13 protein-coding genes are annotated in these 11,814 nt (G+C 65.9%); 7 read left to right on the top strand and 6 right to left on the bottom strand.

Annotation, left to right across the window (positions count from 1 at the left end):
- The first annotated feature begins 227 nt into the window (after window positions 1–227).
- The 3 genes from MTR65_RS14930 to MTR65_RS14940 all read left to right on the top strand — a co-directional run bounded on the left by MTR65_RS14930 (window position 228) and on the right by MTR65_RS14940 (window position 1,370).
- Entirely contained in the window at window positions 228–851 is a 624-nt protein-coding gene (locus tag MTR65_RS14930; RefSeq protein ID WP_419145053.1) for a DUF4136 domain-containing protein, read from the top strand.
- 157 nt (window positions 852–1,008) lie between these two features.
- Entirely contained in the window at window positions 1,009–1,197 is a 189-nt protein-coding gene (locus MTR65_RS14935) for a hypothetical protein (RefSeq protein ID WP_243801571.1), read from the top strand.
- A gap of 8 nt (window positions 1,198–1,205) precedes the next feature.
- A complete protein-coding gene (locus MTR65_RS14940; protein WP_243801573.1) occupies window positions 1,206–1,370 on the top strand; it encodes a hypothetical protein in 165 nt (54 codons plus the stop codon).
- An 18-nt stretch (window positions 1,371–1,388) separates the two neighbouring features.
- Here the strand turns inward: MTR65_RS14940 and dut are convergent, their stop codons facing one another.
- The 6 genes from dut to MTR65_RS14970 form a co-directional block, all read right to left on the bottom strand.
- A complete protein-coding gene (gene dut / locus MTR65_RS14945; protein WP_213501033.1) occupies window positions 1,389–1,859 on the bottom strand; it encodes a dUTP diphosphatase in 471 nt (156 codons plus the stop codon).
- Window positions 1,843–3,483 carry a bifunctional phosphopantothenoylcysteine decarboxylase/phosphopantothenate synthase gene (locus MTR65_RS14950; protein WP_243801575.1) on the bottom strand — a complete coding sequence of 547 codons (1,641 nt, stop codon included), beginning with the start codon at window positions 3,481–3,483 and terminating at the stop codon, window positions 1,843–1,845. The genes dut and MTR65_RS14950 overlap by 17 nt, the downstream gene beginning before the upstream one ends.
- Window positions 3,484–3,711: 228 nt before the next feature.
- Complete coding sequence (gene ubiB / locus MTR65_RS14955) at window positions 3,712–5,280, bottom strand: 2-polyprenylphenol 6-hydroxylase (RefSeq protein ID WP_226633090.1); 1,569 nt, start codon at window positions 5,278–5,280, stop codon at window positions 3,712–3,714.
- Between the two features lie 10 nt (window positions 5,281–5,290).
- Complete coding sequence (locus tag MTR65_RS14960; protein WP_243801577.1) at window positions 5,291–6,022, bottom strand: class I SAM-dependent methyltransferase; 732 nt, start codon at window positions 6,020–6,022, stop codon at window positions 5,291–5,293.
- Between the two features lie 11 nt (window positions 6,023–6,033).
- Window positions 6,034–6,993 carry a DMT family transporter gene (locus tag MTR65_RS14965; protein WP_243801579.1) on the bottom strand — a complete coding sequence of 320 codons (960 nt, stop codon included), beginning with the start codon at window positions 6,991–6,993 and terminating at the stop codon, window positions 6,034–6,036.
- A 107-nt stretch (window positions 6,994–7,100) separates the two neighbouring features.
- On the bottom strand, window positions 7,101–7,442 hold the full coding sequence (locus tag MTR65_RS14970; protein WP_243801581.1) for an excalibur calcium-binding domain-containing protein: 342 nt from the start codon (window positions 7,440–7,442) through the stop codon (window positions 7,101–7,103).
- A gap of 103 nt (window positions 7,443–7,545) precedes the next feature.
- Here MTR65_RS14970 and mutM point away from each other — a divergent pair, with 103 nt between their 5' ends.
- The 4 genes from mutM (at window position 7,546) to MTR65_RS14990 (ending at window position 11,801) form a co-directional block, all read left to right on the top strand.
- Window positions 7,546–8,358: a bifunctional DNA-formamidopyrimidine glycosylase/DNA-(apurinic or apyrimidinic site) lyase gene (gene mutM, locus MTR65_RS14975; protein WP_226633083.1), complete on the top strand. Its 813-nt coding sequence runs from the start codon at window positions 7,546–7,548 to the stop codon at window positions 8,356–8,358.
- Between the two features lie 138 nt (window positions 8,359–8,496).
- Complete coding sequence (rpsT, locus tag MTR65_RS14980) at window positions 8,497–8,757, top strand: 30S ribosomal protein S20 (protein WP_213501028.1); 261 nt, start codon at window positions 8,497–8,499, stop codon at window positions 8,755–8,757.
- 554 nt (window positions 8,758–9,311) lie between these two features.
- Complete coding sequence (gene dnaA / locus MTR65_RS14985) at window positions 9,312–10,751, top strand: chromosomal replication initiator protein DnaA (RefSeq protein ID WP_226633081.1); 1,440 nt, start codon at window positions 9,312–9,314, stop codon at window positions 10,749–10,751.
- A gap of 198 nt (window positions 10,752–10,949) precedes the next feature.
- Window positions 10,950–11,801: a GGDEF domain-containing protein gene (locus MTR65_RS14990; protein ID WP_243801584.1), complete on the top strand. Its 852-nt coding sequence runs from the start codon at window positions 10,950–10,952 to the stop codon at window positions 11,799–11,801.
- Window positions 11,802–11,814 lie beyond the last annotated feature (13 nt).

An 11,814-nucleotide genomic window follows, 5' to 3' on the forward strand; every position in this document is an offset into this window, starting at 1 on the left:
GCAGGTCTGCCCGATTCACGCGTTTGCAGTTCACCGCAAGCCCGGCGCCATTCAACCGCTATTCAGACCCGGAACGGCAATATCGTTGAGAGCCTCATCGGTTCGCCCCCTCCCGCGGGGCCGGGAATTCAACCCTGCCGATTGCCCAGACAGAGGCCAGTGGAGTGAATAGGATGACCCAGAATTACGGCCAACCGGGACGCACCCCGCTAGCCGCGCACCTGCGCATGGCGCTGGCGGCGCTCATGCTCGTGGCGGTCAGCGCCTGCGCGACGCCTTTCAAGGCGGATGTCTCGCGCTTCCAGTCGCAGTTGCCCGCCCCAGCCGGACAGACCTTCGCGGTCGTTGCCGACGACGAGAAGCTCGAAGGCGGCCTCGAATTCGCGCAGTACGCAGGGCTCGTGGCCGAGCAGATGGCCGAGCTTGGCTACACGCCGACGCGCGATCCCGCGAACGCGGACATGATCGTGCGCTTCGACTACGGCATCGACACCGGCCGTGAACGCGTGCGTTCGCGCATGTCGCCCTATTACGACCCCTGGTACGGCTATGGCCGTTTCGGTGGTTACGGCCGCTTCGGGGGCTTCTACGGCGGCCCGTGGCGCTATGGCTTCTACGATCCCTACTTTGATGGCGGCATGAACTCGTACACCGTCTTCACCAGCGGCATCGAAGTGAAGATCGACCGTGCCGCCGATGGCCAGCGCCTCTTCGAAGGCAAGGCTCAGGCCCTCTCGACCTCGAACAGCCTGCAATATCTGGTCCCCAATCTCGTCGAAGCGATGTTCACCGATTTTCCCGGGAACTCGGGCGAGACCGTGCGCATTACAGTGGCACCTGAAGACAAGTAATCTTGCATCTTCCACGATATTGACGGGCTCCCTACTGGGAGACACCGAGGGGCGGGTCCGTCGCAAGGCGGGCTCGCCCTAAGCTTTTGGGGCCTCACTTCCGCCCTCTTTCCACCTCAGACTGGCCCGAACCCACCCTTTGGGAGACCCCGCGAGGATGAACACCTTCATGGCGATCATGTCCCAGCTCTTCTGGGGCGTCACCGTGGGCGCGCTGGAAGCGGCCTTTGCGACGGTCGCGCGCGGCGCCTTTGCCGTGTTCGGGCTTGGCGGCGCGGGCTGGTGGATGGTGAAACGACGGCGTGCGCGGCAGGAACGGCGGAGCAACGCGAAGAACGAGGACTGAGGACAACCATGCCCCATGACGTCCTTGGCGAATTCATCAGCGATATCGCCCAGCCCACCGCCGAATACGCGAGCGACGAAATCCGAAAACGCTGGGGCTTGCGTGGATGCCTGCTTGGCCTGATCGTTCCTGGCGTCGGCCTTACGGCTCTGGCCTGGTGGCTCATCCGCTAGGGCAAACCCTGTCCGGGTTCAGTTGCCGAGCGCGGTCACTCCGCCGGTCGAGCCGAAGCCGCCCTCACCGCGCACGGTCTCATCCAGTTCCTCGACCTCAAGCCAGGTCGCCTGGGTGACAGGCGCAAGCACGAGCTGCGCGATACGGTCCCCGCGCACGATCGAGAAGCCTTCCGTCCCGTGGTTGATGAGAATGACCTTCAGTTCGCCGCGATAGTCCGAATCGATGGTGCCCGGCGTGTTGGGCACGGTGATCGCATGCTTGAGCGCGAGCCCTGAACGCGGGCGCACCTGGATCTCGAAACCTTCCGGGATTGCCATAGCGAGGCCGGTTGCAACCGCGTGGCGCGCGCCCGGGGCAATCGTGACATCTTCAGCCGAGACCACGTCCATTCCGGCTGCGCCCGCCGTCGCATAGGCGGGTAGCGGCAGGCCCTTGCCGTGGGGCAGGACCTTCAGGGGCACCGGGACATTAGCTGGCGAATGCATCGATCATCCTTTCAACGAGGAGATGGGCGACCTCCTCCTTGGGCATTTCGGGGAGCGAGATCACGTCGTCACCGCGCACGATGTGGACCGCGTTGGCATCGCCGCCCATGACATCGCCCGAGACGTCGTTGGCGATGATCCAGTCCGCACCCTTACGCTTGCGCTTGTCGGTGGCGTACTTGATCACGTCGTTGGTCTCGGCGGCAAAGCCGATAAGGAGCGGCGGGCGGTCCGGGCGCGAGGCCACGGTCGCCAGGATGTCCGGATTTTCGGTCAGGAGCAAGGCGGGCGGGGCGGACCCGCGCTTCTTGAGCTTCTGGCCAGCCACGCTCACCGGGCGCCAATCGGCCACGGCCGCGACCATCACGCCAATGTCGGCGGGCAGCGACTGCTTGACCGCCTCGGCCATGTCGAGCGCGCTTTCCACGTCGATCCGGTCAACGCCGGGCGGCGTGGGCAGATAGACCGGCCCCGCGACCAGCGTGACCCGTGCGCCTGCCCGTGCGGCGGCGGCCGCGATGGCAAAGCCCTGCTTGCCCGACGATCGGTTGGCGATGTAGCGGACCGGGTCGATCGGCTCCCAGGTGGGACCCGCCGTCACCAGCACGTGGCGCCCCGCCAGCGGCCCCTCGCCCGGAACGAACGGCGTCATGTCGTAACTGCCATCGGCCAGCATCGTAGGGTGCGCGTAAGGGTCTTCGCCCGCCAGCGGCTGCGCGCGCATGAACTCGCCATGCGCGGAGGTAAGGTGGTTCATCGCCTCGGGATCGGTCGGCGGAGCGGCGCGGGCCGCGCCCTTCTTGGCCATGAGCGGCGAAGCGGAGAAGTCGGCAGGCGCTGCCTCGGACGTAGTCTCGCCGCCGCCCAGGTCCACCGCCTTCTTCGCCTTGCCTGCACCGCCGCGCAGGATCATCCCGCCCGACAGGCCGCCAAGACCCATGCCGCCCTCGTCCTGTTCCTCTGGCTCGGGATCATCGAACTCGGGCTGCCAGGCATGGCCGTCCTCGCCCGTTGCCGGCGGCAGGCCGGGATAGCTCTGGTCGTAGGCCACTTCGCCGGGAAGCGGGGCCACCTCGACCGGGCCAAGGCCCAGCCCCCAGGCAATGCGCTGCCAGATCGCCACCGGGTCGGGCAGACGGCCCGGGCCATACTCGCCGCAGGCCATGGTGCCCTCGTCGGGCTCCATCACGTCCACGCCCGCATCGCGCAGGACCTGCACGTTGCGCGCGGTCGCCGGGTGCTGCCACATGCGCACGTTCATCGCCGGAACCGCCATCACCGGCGCGTCGGTGGCAAGCAGCATGGTCGTGGCAAGATCGTCGGCAATGCCCGAGGCCATCTTGGCGAGAAGATTGGCGGTCGCCGGACAGATCACGATGAGGTCGGCCGCGCGGCTCAGCTCGATATGCCCCATCTCGACCTCGTCCTTGAGATCGAAGAGCGAGGTGTAGACCGGGTTCCCCGACAGCGCAGCCAGCGCCATGGGCGTCACGAACTGCGCGCCGCCTTCGGTCAGGACGCAGGTCACCTCACCGCCTTCCTTGCGGATGTGGCGAACAAGCTCGCAGGCCTTGTAGGCCGCGATGCCGCCGCCGATGACCAGGAGAATACGCGGTCCGTTCATGGTTCTGGCTTCTGCAACAGCACTCATCATCACGCAATCGGTTTGGAGGAAAAGAACGCAGGTACGCTGCCGCGCGAGGCGCAGGCGAGGTCGCTGTCAAACGAACTACGGCTGTCGGACAAGCGCTCTTGCGAACGCAAGGTTCCGGCAAGGCTGCGCAGGACGGTCATGCCCCCTGCCCCGCAGCAACGCGCCGCGCAAACTCCCACAGGGCCCAGGCCCTGCGCGTTACAGCATCATGTTCCAGTACGTTACCGCCCATGCGGCCATGCCCCCCGCGATTGCCGCGAGAATATAACCACCAAGGTGGTTACCATCGGGTTTACGCTTGCGTTCCCAGAGCAGATCGATCTCAGGCAGTGGGGCCTGTTCGGGGGCGCCGCCCTTGGGGGGGAAGCGCTCCTCGATCCGGCGCACTAGCGCGGGCAGGCGCGCCACCGTCGCCAGATCCTCGCGCAGGCGGTCGGCGATGACGGCCTCGGGGCCCAGCTCGTCGCGGATCCAGTCCTTCACGAAGGGCGCAGCCACGTCCCACATGTTGATCTGCGGATCGAGCGCGGTCGCCAGCCCCTCGACCATGACCATGGTCTTCTGCAGCAGCAGGAGGTGCGGCTGCACGGCCATGTCGAAATCGCGGGTAATGGCAAAGAGCCCGTCGAGCATCTGCCCGACCGAAAGCTCGGACACGGGCTTTCCGCGCATGGGCTCGCCCACCGCGCGCAGCGCCGTCGCGAAATCCTCGACCGAATGGTAGCTCGGCACGTACTGCGCCTCGAAGTGGATTTCCGCGACGCGCTTGTAGTTGCCGGTGGTCAGGCCATAGAGGATCTCGGCCAGCCACAGCCGCGCCTGGCGGTTGATGCGCCCCATGATGCCGAAATCGATGGCCACGATGGTCGCGTCCTCGGGCGTCCCCTGCACGAACAGGTTGCCCTGGTGCATGTCGGCGTGGAAGAAACCTGCCGAAATCGCCTGCTTGAGGAAGGTGAGCACCAGCCGGTGGGCGAGTTCGGGCAGGTCGTACCCCGCCGCCTTCATCGCCTCCAGGTTGCTCATCTTGATGCCGTCGATCCACTCCAGCGTCAGGACCTGGCCGTTGGTACGCTCCCAGTCGATGGCGGGGATGCGGTAGCCCTCGACCGCCTTCATGCCATCGGCAAGCTCGGAGGCCGAGGCAGCCTCGCGCCGCAGGTCGAGTTCGCGCACGGTCCAGCGCTTGAGATTGGCGATCACCGCGCGCGGGCGCAGGCGCGCGGCCTCGCCCCCGAAGGCCTCCAGATGCGCGGCGGCCCACTCGTAGGTTTCGACATCGCGGTTGAACTGCTCGCGGATGCCCGGACGCAGCACCTTGACCGCCACCTTGCGCCCGTCGAGCGTGGTCGCGGCGTGGACCTGCGCGATCGAGGCCGCGCCGATGGGCTGTTCCTCGAAGGTCGCAAAGACCTCTTCCAGCGGACGCTCGAAGCTTTCCTCGATCCGCTTGCGGATGAGCGCGAAGTCAACCGGCGGCAGGCTGTCCTGCAGGGTCAGCAGGTTGCGCGCGGGGCCCTCGCCGACAAGGTCAGGCCGTGTCGCCAGCGCCTGGCCCAGCTTGATCGCGGCCGGGCCGATCGAGCCGAAGGCGCCGGCGTAATCGGGCTCGTCCCCCTGCTTGGCACCAAAGCGGGCCACGCGGCACAGGCGCTTGACCGGTGCGGGCGCGTTGCGGTCGTTCTCGATCCCGCGCAGCGCGCCGTGGCGAGCGAGGACCCGGCCCCATTTCAGGAGCCTGCGAATATGCGTCAGTCGGGACGTCACGATGCCTGTCTCAGACCTTCCAGCCCGAGTGGATCGCGACAAGACCGCCCAGGATCGGCTCGACCTTGGTGTGCTTGAAACCGGCCGCGCGGATCATGCCCTCGAACTCGGGCATGGGCGGGAAGCGGCGGATCGATTCGATAAGGTAGCGGTAGGAGTCCGCATCGCCCGCGATCATCTTGCCCAGCTTGGGGACCAGCTTGTGCGAGTAGGCGTCATAGACTTCCTTGAAGCCGGGCCACTCGGTGGTCGAGAATTCGAGGCAGAAGAAGCGCCCGCCGTACTTGAGCACGCGGTGCGCCTCGGCCAGCGCCTTGTCGATATGGGTGACGTTACGGATGCCGAAAGCGATGGTGTAGGCGTCGAAGTGGCGATCCGGGAAGGTCAGTTCCTCGGCGTTCTGGCGCGACCACACGAGCGTATCGATGCCGCGCTCCATCGCGCGTTCGATGCCCACGTCGAGCATGTCCTGGTTGATGTCCGAGACCGTGACGATGGCGCCCTTGGCCTCCATGCGGAAGGCAATGTCGCCCGTGCCGCCCGCCATGTCGAGGATCTGCTCGCCCGCGCGGGGTTTCACCCGGCGCACGAAGTCGTCCTTCCACACCCGGTGCATGCCGGCTGACATGGCATCGTTCATGATGTCGTACTTGCGCGCGACGTTCGAGAAGATGGCACCGACCTTGCCGGCCTTCTCCTCGGCGGCGACCTCTTCGTACCCGAAGGAAACCGTTTCACTCATGACTCAGTCCTCTAGCCCCGTGGTGCGCGGAGCGCCACTGGTGATTTTGCACCTGCGCGCAGGGCAAACGCACCCAGCACGATGCCCACGAGGATGAGGCCCATGCCGACGGCGTGGAAGAGCGCGATATCCTCACCCAGCAGCAGCGCGGACAGGAGCGCACCGAAGAGCGGCATCAGGGTGATGCCCTGCCCCGCACGCGCCGGGCCCAGCTGCATGGTCGCAGCGATATAGATGAAATAGGCCAGCACCGAGGGGAACAGCCCGACATAGAAGAAGGCGCCCACCACCGGCCAGGACCAGGCAACGGTAAGCCCGCGCGCGCCCTCGAAGGCGGCGAGCGGGGCCAGCGCGATGGCGCCCAGAAGAAAGGTCAGGAACACGAAGACCGGCGCATCGACCGCGGGCTTCTTGCGCAGGAGCACCGTGTAGAAGGCCCAGCACACCACCCCGCACAGGATCAACGCGTCGCCCAGCCCTCCGATCTCCAGCGCCTCCACCGCCGCCCAATCGCCCCGAAAGACGATGAAGAGCACGCCCAGCGTCGAGACCGCCACGCCCGCAACCTGCAAAGCCGCCGGGCGTCCCCGGAAAAGTAGAAAGTCGAACAGGAGCACACAGGTCGGAACCGCGGCCTGAAGCAGCAGCGCGTTCGTCGCGCTGGTGTGATGGAGCCCGGAATAGACGAAGGAATTGAAGCAGACGACGCCCAGGAAGCCCAGCAGGATCAGCCACCCTGCCCGCGCCCGGACCTCATGCCACTGCGCGCGCAGCTTGGGGAGCGCCAGCGGAGCCACGAACAGGACCGCAATCACCCAGCGCCCGAAGGCCAGCGTGAAGGGCGGAATATCCGCGCGCACCGCACGCCCGACAATGGAATTGCCCGCCCAGAACAGCATGACCAGCCCCAGCATGAGGAAGGGGCGCAGCGCGGAGGAAGACGCGGGGGGAGATGGAGAGGAATCGGCCATGGCGGGGGACTTACCCTGCCCACATCGCTCTGGCGACGGCAAAGCGTTGGCCTCTCGGACACGTCCCATGCGAGGCATCTTGTTCGCAGCCCCCTAATCGCACGCCCCTATTCGCAAGCAAGGCCGTCGCCGTCCCGGTCGAGCCCGCGCCGATAGCCAGCCTGGCCCCGCAGCAAGGGGGCACGTCCCGCGGCGCGCACCGCCGCGCAGTTGGGATAGTAGGCCTGTGCCCCATCCGCAGACCGAGACTGGAAGGAGGGCGCTGACGGCGCGGTCTGCCGCTGCGGCGCGGGCGCCCGGTGGCAATGATAGTCGCCCGTGCGGCGATTGTGGTGACAGCCACTGCGATCCAGCCCGCCCGGATGCGCCAGGGCGGCCCCACAGGCGAAACCACCCGCAAGACACGCCAGCGCAAGAAAGGCCCACCTCGGAAAAATAACGGAAAACATGCGAAAGAGCCTCTAGGTGGTGCTCCTTACAATTTTGTAAGCAGCACCCCTCGCCTGCGTACCTCTCGCATCCCTCACCAATCGTACCTACACAGGCAGGACCATGCCCGAACTCCCCGAAGTCGAAACGACCGTGCGCGGCCTTGCCCGCTTTCTCGATGGCGAGCGGATTGCCCGCGTTGCCGTGAACCGCCCCGACCTGCGCCGCCCCTTCCCGCCCGATCTCGTCCAGACGCTGACGGGCGCGCGCGTGACCGGCATGGGACGGCGTGCCAAATACGGCCTTGTCCATACCGACCGCGAGGTCACCATGGTCTTTCACCTGGGCATGTCGGGCCGCTGGCGGATCGAGCCTGAGCGCCCCGAGAAGCACGACCACCTCGTCCTCACCACAGGTGCCGGCCACACGCTCGCCCTCAACGACGCACGCCGCTTCGGCTCGGTCGACCTCGTGCCCAGCGCGGACCTCGAAAGCTGGGGACCGTTTGCGAAGATGGGTCCCGAGCCGCTCGGCCCCGATTTGACCCCTGCCCATCTCAAGGCCGCCTTCAAGGAGCGAATCGCCCCTGTAAAACTGCTGCTCCTTGATCAGGGAATCGTCGCGGGGCTCGGCAACATCTATGTATGCGAAGCGCTGTTCCGTTCGGGCATCCGGCCCGACAAGGCGGCGGGCAAAGTCACCCTTCCCGCGCTCAAACGACTCGTCCCGGCGATTCGCGACGTGCTCAGCGAATCGATAGCAGCGGGCGGCTCGACCATCCGCGACTACGCCCAGCCGACCGGAGAACTGGGCTATTTCGCGACTTCCTGGCAGGTCTATGGACGCGAGGGGCAAGCTTGCCTATGTGGCGCGCCGGTCCTGCGCTTCGTGCAGGGCGGGCGCAGCACCTTCTGGTGCCGGAAATGCCAGAAATGAGCCATTCCCGACACGCGCTGTATCTTGACGAAATCGGGCCTCACCGCTATGGGGCGCGCTTTCCGGCGAATCCGTTCGCCAAATTTTCGAGATTCGACCAGGCAAGGGGCCGCGAGGCGGCCAGACAGAGGAACGTTAATGGCCAATACGCCGCAAGCCCGTAAGCGCATCCGTCGCAATGAGCGTCGTGCACTGATCAACACCAACCGCATGAGCCGCATCCGCACCTTCGTGAAGAAGGTCGAGAGCGCCATCGCCGGTGGTGACAAGACCGCAGCTTCGGCCGCGCTCAAGGAAGCCCAGCCCGAGCTCGCCCGTGGCGTTGCCCGCGGTGTGCTCCACAAGAACACCGCAGCGCGCAAGATGTCGCGTCTGACGAAGCGCGTTTCGGCGCTCTGATCCTTTCCTGATTCGCCCGGAACGGACCTCCGATCCGGGCCGAAATCAGTACGAAAGTGGAACAAGGCCGGGGAGGCGATCCCCGGCCTTGTTGCGTTCCGGGCAGGTGTTTCCAACTCGTTTGACGAAAGCCTAGGAAACACCGCGATTCGCCGCGGCCAAATCCGCAAACCCTTAGAATTCCGCCACAAAACACTTTTGTTACGGCGTTTCCCGCAGACTTACGTGAGTCAACTGCCTTAAATTTTTTTATTTTGGGATGGCCGTCTTGCCTGTGGGCCAAAGCCCTCCCTAAAAGGACTTCCGGCCGTTGCGGAACTGGCCGGGCAAATCGCGATAGAGTGGAACGAGCGGCTGCAAAAGAGCTTTTGCAGCGCGGGGAGGTTTTGTCCCCAGCGCGGTCCTCTTTCGTCGCATTTGCCGCATTCGCATTCGGTGTTTTTCAGGTGTGCCACGTTGGTTTTGGCAGCGAACCAGGGGAGTTCGGTAAGGTGTCAGTATCGTCAACGGGTCAGGGCGCAGGCAGCGCAAGCAAGAAGGTCAAGGCAGTCAAAGTGACGACGGAAGAGGAGCGTGAAGCGGTGAACCTCGCAGCAGACTGGGCTGACATCAGCCAGGGCCTGCGCAAGGACCTTGGCCACCAGGCGCACAGCCAGTGGATCAAGCCGATTCAGCCGGGCAACTACTGCAAGGAAACCGGCACGCTCGATCTCTATCTCCCCACCGAATTTTCGGCCAACTGGGTGAACGATCGCTTTGCCGACCGTCTCTCGCTGGCCTGGAAGATCGCGCGCCCCGACGTGCGCCACGTGCGCATTCTGGTTCAGCCCGGCCGTCGCCAGCTCCCCGAGCTGCGTCTTGGCAGCAGCGGCCGCCCCAGCCGCGCGCCCGCGAACGATTCGGCCCAGAGCGCAGGCGATCCCCTCTCCGCCGCGCTCTCGGGTGAAGCCTTCACCGCGCTGGGCCAGGGCCCGGCCGGCATCGACGCCTCGCAGACCTTCTCCTCGTTCGTGACCGGCGAGAGCAACGTCCTTGCCTGCAACGCCGCGCAGCGCATGGCCGCGACCGAAACGCCGCAGTTCTCCCCGCTCTACCTCAAGGCCTCGACCGGCCAGGGCAAGACGCACCTGCTGCACGCGATCGGCCACGCCTACCTCACGAATCACCCGCACGCCCGGATCTTCTACTGCTCGGCCGAACGCTTCATGGTCGAGTTCGTCCAGGCGCTGCGCCAGAACCAGATGATCGAGTTCAAGGCGCGCCTGCGCGGCTTCGACCTCCTGCTGGTCGACGACATCCAGTTCATCATCGGCAAGGCCTCGGCCCAGGAAGAGTTGCTCTACACGATCGACGCGCTCCTCGCCGAGGGCAAGCGTCTGGTCTTCGCTGCCGACCGGGCGCCCCAGGCGCTCGACGGTGTTGAGCCGCGCCTTCTCTCGCGCCTCTCGATGGGCCTCGTCGCGGACATCCAGCCCGCCGACATCGAACTGCGCCGCGCGATCCTGGAGAACCGCCTGCAGCGCTTCGCTTCGATCGACGTGCCCACCGACGTCGTCGAATTCCTGGCGCGCACCATCAACCGGAACGTGCGTGAACTGGTCGGCGGTCTCAACAAGCTGATCGCCTACGCCCAGCTCACCGGCCAGCAGGTCTCGCTGCAGCTGGCCGAGGAACAGCTCACCGACATCCTTTCGGCCAACCGCCGCCGCATCACGATCGACGAGATCCAGCGCACGGTCTGCCAGTTCTACCGCATCGACCGCACCGAGATGAGCTCGAAGCGCCGCGCCCGCGCCGTGGTGCGCCCGCGCCAGGTCGCGATGTACCTCGCCAAGGTGCTGACCCCGCGCTCGTATCCCGAGATCGGCCGCAAGTTCGGTGGCCGCGACCACTCGACGGTGATCCACGCGGTGCGCCTCATCGAGGAACTGCGCACGCGCGATGCCGACATGGATGGCGACGTACGCAGCCTGCTGCGCCAGCTTGAAAGCTGATCGGCGCGGCCAGACCCGTAACACGACAGATCGCACAAGGGGGCGCTCGGACAACCGGGCGCCCCTTTTGCATCTGCGCAGAAACACCTGCCCCGACACAACAGCGTTAATCTTCGTACACCCTTGGCGAAAACATTTGAGGTAAAACTACAGACGCGATCCAATACACAGACACGAAAAGCCGCAGGAGCCCCCACCATGCGCTTTTACAACGCCACGACTTTCCTGTTTCGCCGCCATTACGAATGGCGCATTCTCTTCATCTGCTTTTTCGCGGTGCACGTGCCGCTTCTCGCCACGCTCGCCTTTCAGGCCTTCTGGGGGGGCTGGTCTGTGCCCACGCTCATCGTCGTACTGGGCGCGACGCTGGTCGGTACGATCTTCGGCGTGCTGGCCATCCACGGGTTGCTCTCCCCCATCCGCAAGGCCACCAATCTGCTGCGTGCGATCCAGGCCGGCGAACACCCTGGTGGAATCCCTTCCGGCAGCGACGATCTGGTGGGCCGCCTGCTCGACGGGGTCATCGTGGCCGCACAGGAATCCTCCACGCGCATCGCCAGGCTGGAAACGCTGAGCGAGCACGATCCCCTGACCGGGCTCCTCAACCGCCGAGGTTTCCGGAAGGCCGCCGAGCGCGCCCTCTCCCGTCCCGGAAACGCCGTCCTTGCCCTCATCGATCTGGACCACTTCAAGCTGGTCAACGACCGATTCGGCCACGATGCGGGCGACACACTGCTGCGCAACCTCGCCCAGGCCCTGGAGGCGGACCTGCGCCGCAGCGACGTGTGCTGCCGTTGGGGCGGCGAGGAGTTCGCCCTGCTCTTTCCCGACACGCTGGTCGACGAGGCGCGCCTCGTGATGGAGCGCCTGCGCGCCTCGATCGCCCTCGACACCGGCCTCCTCGACGAGGCCTGGCCGGTCACCCTTTCCTGCGGCCTAGCCCCCTTACGCTCCATCGCGGAACTGGACGAAGCGAGCCGCCGCGCCGACGCCGCGCTCTACGAAGCCAAGGAAGCGGGGCGCAACCGGGTGCGCATCGCACGCTCCTGAGCGCCCCTACCGC

The sequence above is a fragment of the Novosphingobium mangrovi genome, assembly GCF_022818885.1.
Lineage (GTDB): Bacteria > Pseudomonadota > Alphaproteobacteria > Sphingomonadales > Sphingomonadaceae > Novosphingobium > Novosphingobium mangrovi.